A 20,115-nucleotide genomic window follows, 5' to 3' on the forward strand; every position below is an offset into this window, starting at 1 on the left:
GTCCGGGCCGGGCGGACGCCGTACCGGGCACGGTGAGTGCCCCCGGCTCACACCGGTGGGGTGTCGTCACGCCTGGAGTTCCGCTTGCGACCGGGCCAGTCCGGATCGTCCTCGGCACCCGGCAGATCCCGGTGCCCCTCGTGCCACGGATTCGTCCATCCGCAAGCCCCGCACGAGTAGCGTCCGTTCACCCCGGCGATCTCGGTTCCGCACCTGCGGCAGCCCGTCGTCGTGATCTCCTGCGTGTCCAGGAACGCGGCGGCCGCTGCGGCGGTCGCGGCCGTGTCGGCTGCGGGGTGCTGGGTGCGCTGTGGCCGTCTCACGGACCAGACTCTACCCGCGGCCCCGGTGCCGTACCCGAGATCGGGCCGCACTGAGGGCAGAGCCAGGATCCACCGGGGCCCTGCTGGGCGGTGCCGCCGCAGTGCGGGCAATTCATCCCGTCACGCTCCGTCCGTGTCGCCGAGCCGGCCGGTCGATCCGGCCGGGGTGTCCGTTCCGGAGTGGGGTGGGCGGGGCGCGGACGGTAGGGGGACGACCGGACCCGATGAGCGCCCCGCGCCCGCAGGAGTGCCTCCCGTCACCCGCACCGGCGAACTCCGGCTCACCGCCGTTCCGTTCGGAGGCGCACGGCCTGGACGGACCACTCGAACGTCGGCGCCAGGCTCTCCGGAACGGGCCAGCCGTTGATGACCGCGAGCAGTTGGAGGTGCCGGTCCCGGCGCGGGTCGCTCATGCTCTCCAGCCGGGCCAGCAGCAGGCGGCGAAGCCCGGCGTCGTCGGGACGGCCGAGGACACGCGCGTAGCAGGCCGTGAGCGCCGCGACGATCGGATCGGCCCGGCGCGAGGCAGGGGCGACGCCCGCGGCCAGGGCGGGGCCGACCTGGTCACGGACGACCGCACCGAGGTCGCGGCACAGGCCCGCGGCGTCGCCCTGAGCCCGTTCGGCCGCAAGGCCCTCGGCCGTCCGTTGCACACCGGCACGGAAATCCGGGTCCATGGCCAGTTCGGCCCACTCCACCCACGCCCGGACCTGCTCCGCCTCGGGTCTGTCGGGCATTTCAGGGGTCATCGAGCGCCTGATGCCCGCGAACGCGGGGTCGGTGTCGAGACCGCCGAAGGCGGCGTCGAGGAAGTCCCCGACCAGACGTCGGCGTTCGTCTCCTGAGAGCCTGGCCAGCTTGTGCACGAGATCCGTCTCCTCAGTGGTGAGCCCGCGCTCGGCCACCGTCGTCAGCACCGCGTGCCGCAGGCGCAGGACGCGGATCTGCACGGCCAGTGCTTCGGCGTGCGCCGCGGCGACCTCGGGAAGCGAGAGCTCCCGGTCCACGACCCTGCGGATCGTGGGGAGGTCCACCCCCAGGTCCCGCAGGGTCCGTACGAGGTCCAGGCGCGCGACGGCGTCGATGCCGTAGAGGCGGTAGCCGGCCGGGCTGCGGTCCGTCGGCGCCACGATCCCGCGATCGGAGTAGAACCGGATGGTCTTGACCGTCAGACCGGTCCGCCGGGCCAGTTCACCGATCGAGTAGAGCGTGTCGCCGTCCATGCCCCCACCTTGACGTCTCCCCCTACGGGAGACTCAAGCCCCTCCGCCCGCCGACGGGCGATCGCTCCACGAGTTGTGGCCGACGCCGTGATCGAGGCGGTGAAGGTCGGTCCGTGACGGGCGGGTACCGCCCGGCGGTTCCGTCGCGACCTCAACCGGACGGCGTGGGCGGGGACCACATGCCGAGCCACTGCTCGGCGTCCCAGGCCTCGAACCGCTCCACCTCGGTGAACCCCAGTCTCGCCGCGAGGCGCATCGAGCCGGCGTTGGCGGTCTGGGTGGTGAGCACCACCGGCTCGCCGGGAAGGACGCCGGTGAGCCAACCGAGCGCTGCCGCGCACGCTTCGGCGGCGTACCCGGATCCCCACGCCCGCGGCAGGAACAGGTAGCCGAGATCGGCCTTCCCCGCGGCGGCCGGGCGACGGTGTCCGGCCGCTCTCCTGAGCAGGACGTGGCCGATCATCGCCCCGTCGAGATCGACGACGAAGCTCCCGGGCCACCGTTCGGGCACCTCGGGCGTCTCGCGCTCGAGTTCGTCACGCGGCCGGGGGCCGCCGAGGTAGGCGTTCACCTCGGGCGAGGCGAGCAGCTCGACGAACGCCGCACGGTCCCGCGCCTCGGGCGCACGGAGCACGAGCCTCTCGGTCCTGATCGGCTCCGGCGGCCAGTCCGCGAGTCCCAGATCGTCCATCCGGGCACGGTAACAGGCGGTCGAACCAGCCGAACGGGAAACGTTCGGGCGGTGTCCCGCGTGATGAGGCGGGCGACTCGCGGTGGCCGGGGCACGGGGGCCGTGGCCGGGTGCCGACACGGTGCCGTCGCTCACGCGTGGTTCCAGTCCCAGGTGCCGAAGTACGCGGCCCGGCCGGTGCGGCGGGCCTCGGCCACCGCGTTCAGGCGCGCGAAGTCATGGGGTGGCATCAGGGCCTCCCACCGTGGCAGGGGCAGGACGCGGACCTCGTCGTGCTCCCGCGGGTCCAGGGCGATGCCGCGGATCTGTGCCGCGGTGAGGAGGCCGCCGTCGAAGACCGTCCCGATCGTGCTGTAGGGCCACTCGGCGCCGGGCAGCCCGTACACGGTGGCCAGGAGCCGGGGCGGCCCGGAGACGGTCAGGCCGGTCTCCTCCCGGCATTCGCGCACGGCCGTGTCCCAGGGCCGCTCGCCTTCGTCCATCGTGCCGCCGACCAGTTGCCAGGGATGCGCGGGGGAGTAGACGGAGTGCAACTGGAGCGGCTGGTCCTCCTCGTCGGTGAAGTACAGGCACGCGAACGCGGTGGCCTTGGGAACCGTCTCGGCGTACTGCTGCGGCGGCAGCCACGTGGTGCCGTTCTCCGCGGTACCCGCAGGGGCCGGCTCTTCGAGCCGGGTCATCCGCATCAGCGCCGGGTTGCCCGCGAAGCCCAGCTCGCGGTAGAGCGGTGCCGCTTCCGCACTGGCGTTCAGTTCGAACAGCGTGACGTGCTCGACGTCGGCGAGGTGGTCGAGCAGTGCGGAGACCACGGCCCGCGCGTAGCCGCGGCGCCTCAGCCCCGGGTGGGTGGCGACCACCTGCACGCGGGCGGCCAGACCGTGGGAGTAGGCCGGGGCCGGGAGCACGGGATGGATCAGACCCAGGGCGCAGGCGGCCATCGTGCCGTCCGGGGCGTCGATGACGAAGGCCCGTGCGTCTCCCGAGGGCCTCAGCCGTGGTGCCAGCTCATGCGTGCACCGGCGGATCCACTCCTCGTCCAGGGGCCGGGACAGGACGTGCTCGGAGCGCATCCGGATGATGCCCCCGGCGTCCGCCGGCGTTGCCGCGCGGACCGGGGGCCGTCCGGCGGCATCCTGCGGTTCGGCCGTGGTCGTGGCGGTGGGTGTGGGGTCGGCGTTCACCGGGCTTCTCCTGTCGACGAGTGCGGTGCGGGGTCTTCGGCGCGCTGCCGGACCGGCGGCCGTCGGCCGCGCTCGACCGGCTCGGGATCACCGTGGGCGGCGTCGTACTCCCCGGAGACCGCCGCGAGCGGTGCGGTCTTGTCCGGAGGCGGGCCGCCACCGAGTGGCGGATGACGGGCGCCGGCACGGCTGCGGGCGAGGCGGGACCGACTGGATCGGTGTCGAGCGGCGAGTGCAGAAGGGGCCTCCCCTTCCCGGTGCGCGAGGATGTGAGGACGTCTGGCTCAACGACGTCGACAAGCCTTCGAACGCACGTTTTTCAGACGCGCTGAGATCCGCCTGACGACAGGGATGCGGAGCGTGCCGGATACAGCCACCCGTACTCCGCAGGGCCGGAGGCGACAGCGATCTTGGCTGAAACGCCGAGTCGGTCCGCGGTGATCCGGGCACCACGTGGGACCGCGCGGTGCAGCGGTGCGGTCGACGCCCGCGCATGAGGTCGGTGTCGCCGACGCGGCGCGTGGCGGTCGTCGGCGTCCTCGGCCCGGCTGGTCGGCTCGATCCGCTACCGGTACCCGGCCACCGGGCAGGCTCGAGCCGGGCGTCGGGCCGGGGGAGGCGGACCGGGAGCGAGGTCCGCGCCCTTCACGCCGAACACCAGGGGCGTACGGAGTTCCGCCGCGGAACCGTGGCTCCGCGAGTCCGTCGCCGACCGGCTCGCTTCGACGCAGCCACCCTGTCGGGGATCCGGCTCCACGGTCAGCCTGCCGCCAGCAGCGCGCTCAGGGCGGAGGCCTGGGTCCGCCAGTCGACGGTGTTGGGGTGGGCGGCGGAGCCGCCGCCGGACCAGCGTTGACCGAGACGGTTGAGGCCGTCGCGGTCGGCGGTCCAGACACGGTCGGCCTGAGCGGCGGCGAAAGCGCGATAGCTGTTGCCGGTGACGGAGTTCAGGTCCTGGAGGTATCGCATGAAGATCCCTTTGAACTGTTCGGCGTTGTCGTCGCAGTCCGAGGTGGGCGCGTCACAGGACTCGGTGAGGATGCCGGCCTCGACCAGCGCGGGGGAGGCGAGAGCGGCGTCGGCGAGGCGCCGGGCGGTGGTGAGCGCGGTGGCGCCGCCGGTGGCCCGCCAGACCTCCACCGCTGCGCCGATCGCCAGACCCTGGTTGTAACTCCACACGGTCTGGCCGTTGTTGGCGCAGCCGCCGGTGAGTCCGTCGTTGACCAGGCCGGAGGCGTCGACCATTCCGCTGCCCAGGAACCAGTTCCAGGCGGTGGTGGCCCGGGCCAGCCAGACGGTGTCGCCGGGCAGCCGGTTGTGCAGCGCGGCGGTGAGACGGACGTACAGTGTGGCGGTGATGGCGTTCTTGTACGTCCGCTCGCGGTCCCACCACACTCCACCGCCGCAACTGCCGCTGTCCCAGAGACTGTCGACGTACGTTGCGATGGTGGCGGCCTCGTCGAGGTAGCGGCTGTCGTGGGTGAGGTCGTAGGCGTCGATCCAGGCCAGTGCCCACCATTCGGAGTCGTCGGTGGAGCGGCTGATGAAGTCCCCCTCGATGGGGTCGGAGCTGCGCGCCCCGGCGGGGAAGGCCACCCGGTTGATCCTGAAGGTCTGCCCGACGATCCAGGCGTACCTGGTGTCGCCGCTCTGCCGCAGGTAGTCGATGACCGTGGTCAGCGCCACCGCGGAGTTCCACCAACTGGAGCGCCAGTAGGCCGTGTCGGGGTTGTACGAGTACATCAGCGCGTCGGCCGCGGCGGACGCGCGGCTTGTCACCGGCCGGGCCCAGGCGGTGCAGCTGCCGTTCTGGCCCTCCACCGGGCGCCCGCAGGCCCGCACCGCGCCGCCGTAGAGGCGGCCCGACGGATCGGTGGTGTTGAACCGGGCGGTGCCGGTCCCGGTCGCCCCGGCGGGTACCGACAGCCGGCCGAGCGAGGAGCCGTCGGGCCGGCTCGCGCCGCTGTTCCAGGACCGGTCGAGCCACACCTCGTCGCCCGCCCGGCCGTCGGCCAGGGTCGCCCAGGCCATTCCGGCGCTGTCGGTGTGCAGGGCGATGGTGCGTCCGGCGAGCGTGGTGGGAGCCACCGGCCGGCTGTCGCCGGGGGCCGTGCCCCCGCCGTCGCAGACCGCCGCGCAGACCGTGGTGTGCGCCCACGCCGTGCAGGTCACGCCCTGTGCGTCACCGCAGGCACGCAGCAGGCCGCGCCGATGGCCGCCGGGGTCGTAGAGGTTGTACATGAGGGTCCGGGTGCCGGTCCACGTCGCCGGGACGGCCGCCTTGCCCAGCAGCCCCTCCCAAGTGGCACCACCGTCCCAGGAGCGGTCCAGCCAGACGGCGTCGTTCTGCTTCCCGCGGTCGATGCTCGCCCAGGCCATGCCGTCGGCGTCGTCGACGTGCAGCCGCAGCAGCCGGCCGTTGAGGTTCACGTCGGGCACGGGGAAGGTCTCCTGCGCGGCCTTCGACGGGTCCAGCGTGTCGCAGTACAGGGAGCACACCGCGGCCGCGGCCGCGGCCGCGGCCGACGGCTGCGGTGCGGCGCTCTCCGGTGCCCGGCCCCGGCCCGTCGCGAGCAGCAGCGGCACCAGTGCCAGCACCAGCAGGATTCTGGGCAGGGGATGAACGGACATGGCTGGTCCTCCTGAGGGGGCCTCCTGACGGGACAGGGCTACAGGAACCGCCACAGATGGTCGGCGGTGCCGTTGTCCTCCCACTGGGTGACCTGGGCGGCGTCCGCGCCGGACATCCCGTCGACGGCGAGCAGCTTCCCCGAGCGGACGTTCACGATCTTCGACCAGCCGTCGCCGTCGTCGACGATCCGCCAGACGTGGTCCGGGGTGCCGTTGTCCTGGTACTGCTGCACATGGGCGCCGTTGTCCAGGCTCTGGTCGTGCACCGCCAGCACCTTGCCGCTGTTGCGGTTGGCGATCCGTACGGTGCCGTCGCCGTTGTCGATCAGCGTCCACAGATGGTCGGCGGTGCCGTTGTCGGCGTACTGGGTGACCTCGGCCGTGTCGGCCAGGGACATCCCGGAGACGGCCAGCACCTTCCCCGAGTTGCGGTTCTGGATCCGGCGCCAGGGGGTGCCGGAGGCGGCCGGGGGCAGCAGCAGCGCGAACGCCCCGCCGACCACGGCCCGGTCGGCGAAACCCCGCTGGGCGGCGGTGGCGACCACGTACCAGTCGGTGAAGGGGGTCCGCTGGGGAGTGCTGTTGGCGAAGTTGTACACGCCGTCGACCAGCGTGTCGCGGGTGGCGGGGTGATCGGCGAGCCAGGCCGCGGTCCACAGCTCCCAGTCGACCTTCGTGTAGTCGTTGCGCGGGTCGAGGATCACCCCGTACCTCCCGGCGTGCGCCGAGTACCAGGACGCCTCGCGGGCGGCGGTGCCGAGCGGCACCAGGTCCAGACCGAGCAGCCGGTCGGGGAAGCCGTTGTACTTCAGGCTCCAGGTGCCGTCCTGGTCGTAGGCGAGCTTGAGGTGACTGCCCGAGGAGTCCTCCGAGAGGGTCGTCCAGCGGCTGATGCAGCTGCGGGCCAGCGTGGAGTAGCGGGCCGCGTCGCCGGTGTCGCCCGCGGCGGTGGCGATGACGCCCATGGCGCCGATGCCGATGATGCCCTTGAGCGCCAGGTTGGAGCTGTGGGCGATGAAACCGGTGAAGTCGTCGGTCTGGTTCTGGTATCCGGGGTCCAGGGCGTTGGCGGACAGGTACTCGGCCCACTGGCGCAGGATCGTGTAGTGGGTACGGGCGAAGGCGGAAGCGTCGGCCGCGGGCAGCCTCTGGACGACCGCGGCGGCCATGACGAGCATGTTGGCCGACTCCTCGACCGGCATGGACTCCTCGTTGCCGTCGTCGTGCCCGTCCGCGTCGGGGTAGGACCGGCCCAGGTCGTGCTCGGCGAAGGTGTTGGGCCAGGCTCCGTGCTCCGGGTAGTCCAGCAGCGGCTCCAGCAGCATCCGCAGATAGGCGGGGGAGAGGTACAGGTACACCGGGAACGTCGGGTAGACCACGTCCACGGTCGACATGTTGCCGCTGGAGGAGATCTCCTTCTGGAACGCCCAGGGGACACCGCCCCGGTCCACCAGTTCGGCGCTGCCCACGGCCTGGCGCAGCGCCAGGGCGCACACCGCTGCGTAGTGCTCGCCCGTGGTGCCCCCGCCCACGGCGGCGACCGCGTCGTCATGGATGCGCCGGTCGAGGGCCGTGGCGGCGTCCAGCGCGGCGGCATGGTCGGCGTCGAACCAGGCGACCATGTCGGCCCAGGAGTTCCAGTAGCGGGTCCACCAGGGCTGGAGCCGGGTGCCGAGGTAGCTCATGGCGGGCGTGCGGACATGGCCGAGGGTGAGGGTGAAGGCGGTCGAGGGCGCACCCGGGCCGACGGTCCCGAAGTCCCGGTTGAAGCCCAGTACCGGCCAGCGGTCGCTGATCGCCCGGGGTTGGACGCCGTCCACGGTGCCGGAGAGGCGTCCGCCGCTCGCCGAGGCGGCCCGCACCACGGTGTCCTGGCCGATCTGCCAGGTGGTCCCCGTTCCGGCGGGGGCCGCGAGCACCAGCCGGCCCCACGCCGCCTGCTCGCCCTTCTCCTGGAGAACCGCGGGGGAGGCGGGCTGGGCGCTGAGGACGGTCGTTCCGCCGGACTGCTGCTGCGCCCAGGTGATGGGGGTGGCGTTGTCGCCGTGCACCCACTCGCCGGAGACGTCGACGTGGACGTCGACGCTGTGGGCCCGGCCGTCGTTGCTCGCGGCCTGCACGGTGACGTAGCTGAGCGGCACCGACTGGCGCTGGAGGTTCCCCAGGTCCACCGGGGAGAAGAAGGTGACGGTGAGGGTCACCCCGCCGCCGCTGAGGGTGTAGACGGAGCGGGTGGCGGTGAGCTGGAGCGAGAGCTGCTGCATCGTGATCAGGGCCGGGCCGCCGGGCAGTGCGGGGGATCCGGCGAAGACATAGGCCGCGCCGTCGATCCTGGCCAGGCCGCACAGCGCTGTGACGTGACCGGTCCAGAAGGTGGCCCAGGTCCCGGCCAGGTTGTCCGCGGGCACCCATGTGGAGAGGTAGGGCGAGCGCACGGCCAGCGGAACGGCGGGCGGGCGCAGAGGGCTGAACGTGGAACCGGCGAGGGCTCCCGCGGACGGGGCCGGACGGACGTCGGAAGGGGTGGCGGCCCGTGCGGCCCGCACGGTGAACAACCCGTCGGTGGCCGTGGCGGCGGCCAGCGCGCCGCTCCACCGTAAGAGCGCGCGACGGCTGGGGCCGGGGGTGCTGGAGTTCTCGGGGGTCACCATGTGATCCGCTCTCCGATGCGTGGGGGACGGCGGACGGCCGTTCGGAGATGTTCAGGTACGGGGCGGGGCCGGTCGGCGGTGCGTGGCGCGGTGAGCACGGGGACCGTCGGCACCGGGCCGCGGAGAGGAGGCGGCCCGGAGTGGTTGCCGAGGGCTGTCTTTCTAACGTTGCAAAAGCTTGTCCGAACGGCATGACACCACCAGCGCCCTGTCATGTCTATGCCTGTGACGGAAATGGCCGACAGGGCCGGCGCCGTGTCGGGCTCACGGATCAGGAGTCGCGGGAACGGACGGTCCGCGGCCTCGGCGCCGAGTGTGTCGGCTTCCGGCGGTTGCCGCGGCTCCTTGCGGCGTCGTCCGCCGACGCCGCTGATGGGGGCGAGCGACCGGCAACTCATGATCCAACTCACCATGGAACCGCAGTGACGGCAGCGGTTTTCTGGGGTAAAACGTACGTCGGGTGTTGTCCGGTGACGGACAGGCCCGTTTCATGTACCAGCCGGGGTCCTCCCCGGCGATATCGAAGGACATCAGCATGGCCAGCGGCACCGTGAAGTGGTTCAACTCCGAGAAGGGCTTCGGTTTCATCGAGCAGGACGGTGGCGGCCCCGACGTCTTCGCCCACTACTCGAACATCTCCGGCAACGGCTACCGGGAGCTGGTCGAGGGTGAGACGGTCACCTTCGACGTGACCCAGGGGCAGAAGGGTCCTCAGGCGGAGAACATCGTCCGCGGCTGACCATGTCGCAGCGGAGAGCGGGGTCCGGCTGTCGCCGGGCCCCGCTTCTCGTGGTCCTGGTCCTTCGCGCCACGGGTGTGCGTCTGTGGCGGAGACGCCCCGCCCGGGCGGCCGTCGCCACCGAGGCCGTGATCGAAACGGCCACCGGCATGATCGCCGAGGGCTGTGGCATCGGCAGTCGGAGGCGCACTCGGCCCTGCGTGCCCACTTCGCCCACCAGGGCAACGGGCTCGTGTCCACTGGCCGGCGCCGGCACGGGCCGCCCGCCTCGTGACAGCGCACGACACGACGATGCTCCGGCCCCCTGGAGAGGTCGTTCCCCGGACCGGCGCGAGAGCTTCCGTTTTCCGGTGGACGAGGTCGGCCCGTTCGAGGTCGCGACTGGATGAGGCCGGCCCGTTTGAGGTCGCGACGACGTGGAACAGGACCGATGGGCCGCAACGGGCCTGTCGGACCGGGGCCCGAGTTGGGAACGCAGCCGGGTCCTGGCTCGTCCTCCCGAGCGCGGACGAGAACCGCTTCCACGGCCGGCTCCCCGCCGTCGGCGGCGCGCATACGCCCGGAGCGTTCCCTGTCCGTGGACGCCGGTCGCGTCCGGCTCCCGGGTCCTCCCGCTCCGCGCCACGGCCGAGGCGATCCCGCTTCCGGCAGCGGCCGCGGCGACTTTCCGGTGCCGAGGTTCCAGGAGCTGCCCCACGGGGAGCCCACGTCGGACCTCCCGGTTCTTCCGAAGGGGGGCACGGAGGAGAAAGGCGGACACGAGATGAAGCGATTCGGCGACCGTCGGCAAGCAGGCGAACAACTCGGGCTCCGCCTCGTGGAACGGTCATCCGAAGGAGGCCTTCCTCATCCCCTCGTCCTCGCGTTGCCCCGTGGCGGTGTCCCGGTGGCCGCCGAGGTCGCCAGGGCCCTCGACGCGCCACTGGACGTGCTGGTCGCACGGAAGATCGGTGTGCCGGGCCGGCCGGAGACGGGCATCGGGGCGATCGTGGGCGACGATCCGCCGCTGTTCGACCAGCGGGCCCTGGAGATGCTCGGCCTGAGCGAGGACCTGCTGGCGCGGGACGTCGCCCGTGAGCGCGAGGAACTGAGGCGCCGCGCGCTGCTGTACCGGGGCAACAGGCCCCCGCCCGACGTCAAGGGCCGATGCGTGATCGTCGTCGACGACGGCCTGGCCACCGGCGCCACCGCACGCGCCGCTCTGCGCCACCTCCGCCGTCTGGAACCCGCCCTGCTCGTCCTGGCCGTACCCGTTTGTGCTCCCGGGGCCGCCGCCGACATGTGTTCGGACGCGGACGACGTCGTCTGTCTCCGGAAGCCACCGGAGTTCGGGGCGGTCGGCTACTGGTACGACGACTTCGAGCAGGTGAGTGATGCCGAGGTCATCCAGATCCTGGACCGGCAGCGCGGCTCGGCACACCGGGCGTGAAGGGCCGGCCGTTCCTGGGGTGCCCACAGGGAGCCGGATCGAACCGGTGGAGGTGCCGCGGCCGCCGGCCGCCTTCGGCCGTACCTCCAGGGGACGGGACATCGGGCTGACGAAGAGCTGAAGGACTGACGCCCTGTCAACTATGCCTGTTCGGCCCCACTTAGGGTGCCGCGGGACGGGTGCACGGACCTGGCCCGCGTCGCCACCGACGCCGCCCTGGACCGGCCGATGCCGACAGCATCCGCGTCGTCCAGTTCGAGCTCGGCCAGTGGCTGATCGGTCTGGGCTGCGTGGGGGAGGACGAGAGCAGCCTTCAGCACGCGGTGGTCGAGCTGGTCACCAACTCCGTCGAACACGCCTACCCGGACAAGACCTCGAACGGAGCGACGGTGAGCGTGCGGGGCCGGTTGGCGGCCGACGGCGTGGTGCACGTGGAGGTCGGGGGCCAAGGGCGCTGGCTGGAGCAGCCGCAGCCCGATCCGTTCCGCGGGCGCGGCCTGACCATGGTCGAGCTGTTCACCGACAGGTCCGAGGTGGAACACGGCGATTCGGGCACGACCGTTCGCACCGCGCGCCGACTGCGCCGGCCCGTGTCCATCGCCGAGGGCAGCCGCACCGCGACGCCGGTGGAGCGTCAGGAACTCGTGGTGGAGGAGACGCTGGACGCCCCGGCCGTCTGACGGTGTCCGGGACGGCGGACGCCACCAGCGCCGACGTGCTGGCCAAGCAGATCCTGACCAGTTCGCACGCCGGGACGTTCTCCCTGACGGTGGATCTGACGGGCGTGACCCATCTGGCCAGCGCCGGCGTGCAGACCCTGCACGCGGCGGCCGAGCGAGCCGAGAGCCACGGCCGACGACTCGACTTGATCGCAGCGGAGGGATCGACGGCCGTGGCCGTACTGACTCTCGCCGCCCTGCCGTACAGCGCACCGGCCGGGGGCGCCCACGACGCTCCATGACCGGAAGCGCGTTCCGGTCCGGTGGAGTGCCCTGCGGCCCCGTCCCGTCGCCGCCGGGCCCGCCCCGTTCCCAGGTGCCCGGAGACCGCACCCGGGACGATCCTCGACAGCGGCGCTCGGGAGATCTGCCCGTCGAAACCGCGGACGTGCGGGGACGGGCGGCGAAGCGCACAAACGGAACGACCCGTACGAGTAGTGCGGATGATCTTTCACTGAGTACTGTGACGCATCGGATCATGGGCAGTCGGCCGCGAGCCGCCCTCGTGGCTCCGTGCCCGACCGCCGTCGCCCCGTGCGAAGACGCCTCTGCGGCGGGAACGGTGCGCCGTGGGACGACGGCTCGTCCCCGGCCTCGGCCACGAGGCGACACGCGACACCGGAGCGGGCGACGCACGTGCCGCCGACGCCCCAGAGACCAGAAAGTGAGCAGACAGATGCAGCCGACGTTAGTACTGGTTCACGGAGCTTTCGCGAACTCCTTCTCCTTCGCGCCGCTCCAGGCCGAACTCGGCCTCCTCGGACACCGCTCCGTCGCCGTCGACCTTCCGGGGCACGGGTTCGCCGCGACGTACCCGCGTGCCTACCAGGCGCCGCAGGACCTCGGAGAGCTCGCCGCCGCGCCGGGGGCCATCAAGGGCGTCACGCTCGCCGACAACGCCGCGCACCTCATCGGGGTACTGGAGCGGGCCAAGCGGAACGGGCCTGTCGTCCTCGTCTCCCACAGCCGTGGCGGCATGACGGCCACCGTCGCGGCCAATCAGCGGCCCGAACTGATCGACCGCATCGTCTACGTCTCCGCGTGGTGCCCCGTCGACCTCGACGTCAGCGCCTACTACGCCGAGCCCGAGATGGCCACGGTCGACGCCAGGGGGCTGGCATCGGCGTTGGTCGGGAACCCCGCCGAACTCGGGCTGCTGCGCTCCAACTTCCGCACCGCCGACCCCGGCGTCCTCGCGTCCTTCAAAGCGGCCTTCCTCGCCGACGGGACGGACGACGAGTTCATGGTCTTCCTCAATACCTTCCAGCCCGACGAGAACCTCGACGTAGGCTCCCCCGACGACCGGGCGCAGGCCGGTACCTGGGGCCGGATCCCCAAGACGTACATCCGGCTGACCGAGGACACCAGCCTGCCGCTCGCCGTGCAGGACCGGATGATCCGCGAGGGCGACGCGCTGACGCCGGAGAACCCCTACGACGTCCGTACGCTCACCGGCAGCCATCTGAAGTGGCTGGTCGACCCGGCACCGGCGGCACGGGTCCTGGGTGAGATCGCCGCGCTCCAGGTCCCGTCCGCCGGATCATGACCGGAGCCTGACGAGGGAGAACGTCGGCGGTGACACTGCCGAGGCGGACGTACCCTCGCTCGGGTGGCGGGCGGCGCGATCCCGGCGGCGGCGCCGGCGCACGGCTTCGTGGCGCCCGCGGTGCCGTACGCCGTCGGCCCGGCCGACGCGTCGGTGGCAGGCCGTCAGGAGCAGGCGTAGGTGAAGGTCGCTTCCGCCTCGGTCGGTCTGGACTGGTGCACGATCCGCAGACGGGCGGTTCCCCGGAAACTGCCGGGGCCGCGGACCGTCCAGCGGAGGTGCACGGTGACCTTGCGGTCGCCCCGGCGGGCCGTGTGGACCAGCTCGCCGGAGTCGTGGCCGTCGCTGCGCAGCCAGTGGTACGTCACCGCGCCGCCGCGGCCGTCCGTGGTCACGACACCGACCAGGTCGGCGGTCTGTCCGCAGTGCAACCGCCCGGCGGGCGCCCGGACTTCGACGGCGGTGACCGCCGGGGCCGGGGACGGGCGCAGCAGCAGCCAGAGAAGGACGGCCGCGGCGGCCAGGAAGGCCGTCGTCGCCGTCCAGGCCCGCCGTCTCCGACGGCGGGCACGGCGGTCGTCAGGTGGGGGCGCGGTGTGCCACTGGGCGCGCAGGACGTCCTGGGCCTCGAGGGGGATGCCGGGGCCGAAGCGCAGGAGGATCTCGCCGTCGTCCTCGCCGGTCCGGGGCGGTGCCGTCGTCTCGGCGGGCGTCGCTGTCGGGGGCCCGGCGGGGGTGCGGTTGCGTCTGCCGAGGAGGGTGGCCTGGTCGTCCGGGACGGCGGAGCGGGGCCGGTGCGGGGCGGAGCGGGTGCGGCCGGGCATGGTGAGCTGCTCGTCCGGCACGACGGGCCTGGACCTGGACCCGTCCGCTTCCGGGACCACGTCTCCGGGGCCTGTGCTTTCGGGACTCCTGTCCCTGAGGCTTGTGCTTCGGGGGCCTCTGTCCCCGGGACCCGTGTCTTCGGGATCCCTGTCCCTGAGACCTGTGTCTTCGGGACCCCTGTCCTCGGGGCCTGCGCCTTCGGAATCCCGGCTCCTGGCATTCGCGCTCCCGGCACCCACGCCCTCGGACTCCGAGGCCCCCGGCCCTGCCGCTTCAGGACCGGCGACGTCGCAGTCGTCGCAGTCGTCGGCCACGGAACCGGGGGCTCCGCCTCCCCCCTGCTGGGAGTGCGCGCTCCGGGCGTCCGCGTCCGTCCCGTCCGCCGTCGACGCCGTGGTGCTCCCCGAAGCCGCCGCGGCCACCGCCGCGCGGAGTTCCGTACGCCGCAGGAAGCCCGCCGGGAGCGCCGCGCGCCCGGCGACCAGTGCCGCTCGGGCCGCCGCGATCCCCTCGGACCCCGCGATGGCGGAACAGTGCGCGAACAGGGCGGCCGCGGGGGTTCCGGCCGTCGCCCAGGCCTCGCCGAGGGTGCCGGAGAGAGCTGCCCAGGCCGTGATGTCCGCCTCGCGGCGCGCGGAGTCCGGCGCGTCGCCCAGCACCGTGCCCAGCGCGGCCTCGGCGAGCAGGGCGATGCCGTCCTGGGTGAGGACGACGGCGTCCGTGTCCAGCGCCCCGTGGGCGAGACCGGCCGCGTGCAGGGCGAGCAACGTCTGCGCGGTCTCGTTCAGCACACTGGCCGCGCTGCCCGCGTCGGGGCCCGTCCCCCCGCGGGCCAGCAGGTCCGTGAGGGTGGGAGCCGGCGGCCGGGAGGTGATCAGCCACACCTCCCCGGCCTCCGCGACGAGGTCGACCGTGCCGAGCACCCCGGGCAGCCGGAGCTTCGCGACGGCGAGCACGGCGGCCGCGAGCCGCTCACGGGTGCCCTCCGGAGCGAGCAGGGCGCGGTCGATGCGCAGCGCGCCGAGCTCGGACTCGCCGGGCCGGGCCGGGAGCAGCGCGTGCCAGGTGCCGTGGCGTGCGTCCCGCGTCCAGCCGGACAGGGGACGCCCGGCGACCGTGGTGGTTGTCGTCATGTCGATCCGTTCTCGCCGTCCCTCGTCCCGTCCCTCGTCGTCGCTCAGCACGGCGGAGCGTCCAGGGAGGCTGTCTGCGGTCCGTTCGCGGCGGCCGGAGTGCTGGTGAGCGTGACCGTCCAGGTGCCCCGGCACGGGTGGTTGGCGAAGTCGGCCACGAAGGTCACGGGGTAGTGCGTGCCGCCGGACAACTGCCGGGTCTGGTTGCCGTAGGGATCGGCGGGCGTGTCCACGTAGTAGTCGGCCGTGACGGTCACGGGCCCGGTGCCGGTCGTGTCCACGGTGACGTCGGCGACCAGCGCGCCGGGGGTCTGTCCCCGCTGCCAGGAGCCGATGGTGATCGTGACCGTGCCGGGCGTAGGTGTGGGCGTGGCCGGGCTCGCGGTCGTCGGCGTGGGGGATTCCGCCGGCGGGGCGCTGCTCACGGTGGGGGTGGGCGAGACGGTCGGGCTGTCCGAGGGGGTTCCGGTCGGGGTGGTGTCGGCCGTGGGGGAGGCGTCGGTGGCGGACGCGGAGACCGAAGGAGCCGACGGTGTCGGCGAGTCGATGCCCGAGGGCACCGAACTGGCCACCGTCGTCGACGTGTCGTGCGGGCGGGCCGCCACGGATGTCAGCCCGCCCGCGACGACCGCCAGCGCGGCGGCCCCGGCGGCGGCCTTCCATCCGCCGAGCTTCAACCGGCCGAGCAGCGTCAGGGCCTGGGCCGGAGCCTCGAGGGTCGCCGTCGCGGTGAAGGGGAACAACAGGGCGAGCAGCGCGGTGAGTTCGGTGAGCCTGCGGCGTCCGCGTTCTTCCCAGCCGACGCCGTACCCCTCGGTGGCGGACCGCTCCAGGTCGGCGAGGAAGGCCTCGATGCCCGGCCGCTGTGCCGGGTCCTTGGCCATTCCCCGGCGCAGCAGCCCGCGTACGGGCGCGGGTACGTCGTCCAGGGGGACGGGGGCCCTCAGGTGCTGCAGGCGCAGCGCGGTCACGTCGTCGCCGGTGAACGGGCGGCGTCCGGTGAGGCACTCGTGGAACACGGCCGCCGCGGCGTACACGTCGCCCGCCGGTCCCGCCGGTTCGCCCTGCCACTGCTCGGGCGCCATGTAGGCGGGCGTGCCGGCGACCTCGGTCTCGCGCCCGGTGCGTACGGCGATCCCGAAGTCGGCGAGCGCGCTCGTGCCGTCGGCGCGGACCAGCACGTTCTCCGGCTTGTAGTCGCGGTGGACCACCCCGGCCGTGTGGGCCGCGCCCAGGCCCGACAGCGAGCCCTTGAGCAGGACCAGGGCGGCCTCGGGGCCCGTCGCCCCGTGCCGGCGCAGCAGCTGGCGGAGGCTGACGCCGTCCACCGCCTCCATCACGATCGCGGCTCCGCCGCGCGCCTCGACGTACTCGTACAGCCGTACGACGCACGGGTGCCGCAACTCGCCCAGCAGCCGCGCCTCCGCCCGGAAGCGGGCGAGGAACTCGCGGTCGCCACGCAGGCGTTCGCCGAGGTACTTGATCGCTACGGGTACCCCGGTCGCGGTGTGCCGGGCCAGTACGACCCGTCCCCCGGCGCCCTCGCCGAGCGTACGCACCTTTTCGTAATCGGGGACGGTCCACTGGCCGGGGCCGCCGGTGTCCTCGTTCATGCCGTTCCCTCCACGGCGGCGCCCATCGCCGGAGCCGGGACCGTACCCTGTGCGTCACGCCGACGCCGTATCCGGCGGGCCAGCCATCGCACCGGCGCCGACCACACCGGGAAGGCCACCAGGGCGACCACGACGACCTCGACGACCGTGGTCCACGCCGGGGACAGCCACCCGTCCAGCAGGTCGCCGATCCGGGAGCGCCAGGCCAGCAGGGCGAGGACCAGGAAGCCGTACGTGCCGACGACGACCGCGAGACCGTACGCGGCCATGCCCGCCTGCCGCGGGCCGGGCCGACTGCCCGCGCGCAGGTCATGCCAGAGGCCCTTGCGGAAGTACGCGCTCGCCTCCTCGCGCAGCCGTGGCACCCGCAGTGCGTCGGTCAGGGCCTGGTAACCGTCCAGCGGCATCAGGGGGTTGAAGTTGTAGAGCGTGTTCAGATAGAGCCCGAAGGCCAGTTGGAAGAGGACGGCCGAGGCCGGTCCCGCGGGCAGGAAGGCCGCGCCCGCCGCGCACCAGCCGGCCAGCGCCGCCGTCGACAGCGGTCCGGACAGCGCCACGACGACCCGGGACCAGCGGGTGCCGAACCACATGTCGCTGGTGTCCACGAACGCGAACGGCATGCCCATCATGAGCAGGAACCCGCCGCGCCTGACCTTGCGGCCGTACGACTTCACGGCCAGCGCGTGCGTCAACTCGTGGACGACGAGGGCGGATATGTACCCGGCCGCGAGCAGCACCGGGCCCAGGACGCCCGCCCCGCCGAAGTCCAGCAGGTGCTGCCGGTCCTGGGCGACGAGGAACGCGGCCAGGCCGCCGATCACCGACAGCCAGACCAGCGTCACTCCGGTCCGGGTGAAGAACCGCCAACCGACGGCGTGGTAGACACGGGTGACGGACCGGTCGATGCCGGGGACGGAGATCTCCAGCTTCAACAGCGTCCGGTACACGGCGTGTCCCAGGCGCCGCCAGCCCTTCCGCTCCGCTTCCTCGGGGCGGCCGGGCAGGCCGCGCAGCAGTCCGGCGTTCGCGAACGCCGCGAGGGCCGCTTCGATGCGCGGGAGGGCGAGCTCGCCGAAGCGGTCGGCGTACGCGAACAGCAGGTCCCGTACGGTGTTCTCGCCGTCGACCGCGTGCCAGAGGAAGACCTCGCGCTCGTCCAGTTCCAGGTACACGCCGGTACGGGTGTTGTTCAGCACCCAGCGTGGTTCGCCGCGGTCGGTGGGTACTTGCTTGAGCGCCCAGCCGGAGCGGCGGCGGGGACGTGCGGTGAGCGGGCCGTTCGCCTCCGGTGCCGCCTCCTCCTGCGCGGCGGTGGGGAGTTGGGTGAGCTGGGTGCCGACGACCTGGGTGCGCTGGCCGATGTGGGCGTCGCGGGGCTGTTCGAACACCAGGCGTACGTCGCCGACGGACAGCTCGGTGCCGTCGGCGAGGTGGGCCGCGCCGCCGTGCAGATCGACGCCGGCCACGGCCGTGCCGTTGAACGAGTCCAGGTCCTCGACCCGGAAGCCCGATTCGGTGCGGAGGATCCGGGCGTGGCTGCGCGACACGCTGGCGTCGCCCAGGACGACGTCGTTGTCCGCGCCCCGGCCCAGCGTGGTGACCGGGCCGGTGAGCGGGACGAGCAGGGTCGGGTCGTCCAGGCCGCGCAGGTGCGGCGCGGCGTACGACGTCGGTGCCGCACCGCGGCGCAGCGTGCCGCAGTGCAGGCAGTACGGGAAGTCGCGCCGCACGTGGACGCGGCAGGCGTGGCAGAGCATGGGCCGGCTCAGCCCGCGCCGGATCCGCTGATGAACGTCCCGTCGGTGAAGCCGCCGTCGGTGTCGGGCGCGGAGGGCGAGAGGTGGGTGGAGATGCTCCCGAGGCCGGGGGCGCTCACACCGCCGCGCATGCGCTCGGTGCCGTCGACCATGCCCGTGCGGCCACCGCCGCCGTCGCCCCCGTCGCCGCCGCCGGGTTCTCCGCCGCCGCCACCGGGCCGACGTCCGGTGTTCTCCTGGCTGCCACCGCCGTCGCCCCCGTCGCCGCCGCCGGGTTCTCCGCCGCCGCCACCCGGTCGGCGTCCGGTGTTCTCCTGGTCGCCGCCGCCGCTGCCACCGCCTTCACCGCCACCGCCGCCGCCGGAGCCGCCGTCGTGACCGTGGCCACCGCCCTCTTCGCCGCCCCCGCCGTCGCCGCCACCGGACCCTCCGCCGTCGCCACCGCCGGAGCCGCCGTGGCCGCCGCCTTCACCGCCACCGGAACCGCCGTGGCCGGAGCCACCGTCACCGGTTCCGCCGCCGCCCTCACCGCCGCCGCTCCCGCCGCCCTCACCACCGCCGCTCCCGCCGCCCTCACCACCGCCACCCGGTCGGCGTCCGGTGTTCTCCTGGTCGCCGCCGCCACCACCGCCGCTGTCGCCGCCCCCGCCGCCGTCGCCGCCCTCGCCACGGTCGTAGATACCGCCGTGTCCGAAGTGGCCGGCGTCGCCGCCGTCCTCGCCGCCGAAGCCGCCGCCGTGACCTCCGAATCCGCCGAGGTCGCCACCGCCACCGCCGTCACCGAAACCGCCACCGTTACCGCCGTCACCGAAGCCGCCGCCGAACCCACCGTCGGTACCGCCGTCACCGAAGCCGCCGAAGTCGCCCGAGCCACCCTCGAGGCCCCCACCGTCGTGCCCCCCGAGCCCGCCGATGTCTGTCCCGGCTTCGTTCCCGAACTCTCCGAAGTCACCGAACTCACCGAATCCGCCGCTCACGTCGGCCGGTGACTCCTGGACCAGCCCGCCGCCGAGCAGGCTCTGGGTACCGGTGGCAGGGACGTCGAAGCCGTCGGCGCTCTCGTGGCCGTCAGCGGGAACCGGCAGGTCGGTGGTGTGATCGACGGTTGCCTGATCGACGGAGGCGTGATCACCGGGCAGGTGGTCGACCGGGACATGCGGAACGTCATGGTGTGCCAACGCGTGTGCGGCGCTCCCGAAGAACAGGGACGACTTGGACAGTCGCGGGTCGAGTGCGGCCGGTCCCTCGCCGGTGCCGGATTCGACGCGGAGGGCGCGGAGTTCGCCGACCTGCGCGGGTGTCAGACCGAGTCTTCGGGCCACCTCCTCGGTGTCGCCGTCGAGTTCGGCTCTGAAGGCCGGGTCGACGGCAAGGCGGGTCATGGCATCGCGAAAGGCGTTGTCGGTCATGTCCTCGGGTCTCCGTGGGTCTGCGTACGCTGCTGCTGATCCCGGCGGAGCTGAGGATCCCCCTGACCGACGGCACCTGCCATTTCCGGCCATCCCCACCGATGCCTGCACGGACGGTTATAAGGGGCATGGCATGGCCCGCGCAAGGCCAGGAGCAGTACACCTCGCCGAATATGCCTCCGGAAAGGGCCGGTCGTTCCGGTCGCGCACCGATCGGATACGGCCACCGGTGAGGCGGCCCGGAC

Annotated in this window: 16 protein-coding genes; 7 read left to right on the forward strand and 9 right to left on the reverse strand. The window is 73.1% G+C overall.

What is annotated here, in order from left to right:
• Window positions 1-47: 47 nt before the first annotated feature.
• From CW362_RS08950 to CW362_RS08975, 6 genes are all read right to left on the reverse strand, one after another.
• A complete protein-coding gene (locus CW362_RS08950) occupies window positions 48-323 on the reverse strand; it encodes a hypothetical protein (RefSeq protein WP_376452172.1) in 276 nt (91 codons plus the stop codon).
• Between the two features lie 281 nt (window positions 324-604).
• Window positions 605-1,546, reverse strand: a complete 942-nt coding sequence (locus CW362_RS08955) for a MerR family transcriptional regulator (protein WP_103548839.1) — start codon at window positions 1,544-1,546, stop codon at window positions 605-607.
• A 151-nt stretch (window positions 1,547-1,697) separates the two neighbouring features.
• Entirely contained in the window at window positions 1,698-2,237 is a 540-nt protein-coding gene (locus CW362_RS08960; protein ID WP_103548840.1) for a GNAT family N-acetyltransferase, read from the reverse strand.
• Between the two features lie 131 nt (window positions 2,238-2,368).
• Window positions 2,369-3,418, reverse strand: coding sequence for a GNAT family N-acetyltransferase (locus CW362_RS08965; protein WP_420856865.1), 1,050 nt, complete (start codon window positions 3,416-3,418; stop codon window positions 2,369-2,371).
• Window positions 3,419-4,177: 759 nt separating this feature from the next.
• Entirely contained in the window at window positions 4,178-6,049 is a 1,872-nt protein-coding gene (locus CW362_RS08970) for a glycoside hydrolase family 76 protein (protein ID WP_103548841.1), read from the reverse strand.
• Between the two features lie 38 nt (window positions 6,050-6,087).
• Window positions 6,088-8,700, reverse strand: a complete 2,613-nt coding sequence (locus CW362_RS08975; protein WP_103548842.1) for a glutaminase domain-containing protein — start codon at window positions 8,698-8,700, stop codon at window positions 6,088-6,090.
• Window positions 8,701-9,235: 535 nt separating this feature from the next.
• Between CW362_RS08975 and CW362_RS08980 the strand changes: the two genes are divergently transcribed.
• From CW362_RS08980 to CW362_RS09000, 5 genes are all read left to right on the forward strand, one after another.
• Window positions 9,236-9,439 (forward strand): cold-shock protein, encoded by a 204-nt coding sequence (locus CW362_RS08980; RefSeq protein ID WP_037623149.1) that lies wholly within the window; start codon window positions 9,236-9,238, stop codon window positions 9,437-9,439.
• A gap of 763 nt (window positions 9,440-10,202) precedes the next feature.
• On the forward strand, window positions 10,203-10,868 hold the full coding sequence (locus tag CW362_RS08985; RefSeq protein ID WP_103548843.1) for a phosphoribosyltransferase: 666 nt from the start codon (window positions 10,203-10,205) through the stop codon (window positions 10,866-10,868).
• 179 nt (window positions 10,869-11,047) lie between these two features.
• Window positions 11,048-11,548, forward strand: a complete 501-nt coding sequence (locus tag CW362_RS08990) for an ATP-binding protein (protein WP_103548844.1) — start codon at window positions 11,048-11,050, stop codon at window positions 11,546-11,548.
• Window positions 11,549-11,550: 2 nt separating this feature from the next.
• On the forward strand, window positions 11,551-11,829 hold the full coding sequence (locus tag CW362_RS43215; RefSeq protein WP_162684007.1) for an STAS domain-containing protein: 279 nt from the start codon (window positions 11,551-11,553) through the stop codon (window positions 11,827-11,829).
• Between the two features lie 422 nt (window positions 11,830-12,251).
• Window positions 12,252-13,133 (forward strand): alpha/beta fold hydrolase, encoded by an 882-nt coding sequence (locus CW362_RS09000; protein WP_103548845.1) that lies wholly within the window; start codon window positions 12,252-12,254, stop codon window positions 13,131-13,133.
• Window positions 13,134-13,297: 164 nt separating this feature from the next.
• On the opposite strand, the gene CW362_RS09005 is transcribed toward CW362_RS09000, so the two are convergent.
• The 3 genes from CW362_RS09005 to CW362_RS09015 are packed head-to-tail and all read right to left on the reverse strand — an operon-like array spanning window position 13,298 to window position 18,461.
• Window positions 13,298-15,091 (reverse strand): hypothetical protein, encoded by a 1,794-nt coding sequence (locus tag CW362_RS09005; protein WP_162684008.1) that lies wholly within the window; start codon window positions 15,089-15,091, stop codon window positions 13,298-13,300.
• Window positions 15,092-15,135: 44 nt separating this feature from the next.
• On the reverse strand, window positions 15,136-16,704 hold the full coding sequence (locus CW362_RS09010) for a serine/threonine-protein kinase (RefSeq protein ID WP_103548847.1): 1,569 nt from the start codon (window positions 16,702-16,704) through the stop codon (window positions 15,136-15,138).
• Window positions 16,701-18,461: an FHA domain-containing protein gene (locus CW362_RS09015; protein WP_103548848.1), complete on the reverse strand. Its 1,761-nt coding sequence runs from the start codon at window positions 18,459-18,461 to the stop codon at window positions 16,701-16,703. The genes CW362_RS09010 and CW362_RS09015 overlap by 4 nt, the downstream gene beginning before the upstream one ends.
• Window positions 18,462-18,544: 83 nt before the next feature.
• Here CW362_RS09015 and CW362_RS43220 point away from each other — a divergent pair, with 83 nt between their 5' ends.
• Window positions 18,545-19,450: a hypothetical protein gene (locus tag CW362_RS43220; protein ID WP_162684009.1), complete on the forward strand. Its 906-nt coding sequence runs from the start codon at window positions 18,545-18,547 to the stop codon at window positions 19,448-19,450.
• 105 nt (window positions 19,451-19,555) lie between these two features.
• Window positions 19,556-19,909 carry a hypothetical protein gene (locus CW362_RS09025; RefSeq protein WP_162684010.1) on the forward strand — a complete coding sequence of 118 codons (354 nt, stop codon included), beginning with the start codon at window positions 19,556-19,558 and terminating at the stop codon, window positions 19,907-19,909.
• The last annotated feature ends 206 nt before the right edge of the window (window positions 19,910-20,115 follow it).

This window comes from Streptomyces populi (genome assembly GCF_002911015.1).
Lineage (GTDB): Bacteria > Actinomycetota > Actinomycetes > Streptomycetales > Streptomycetaceae > Streptomyces > Streptomyces populi.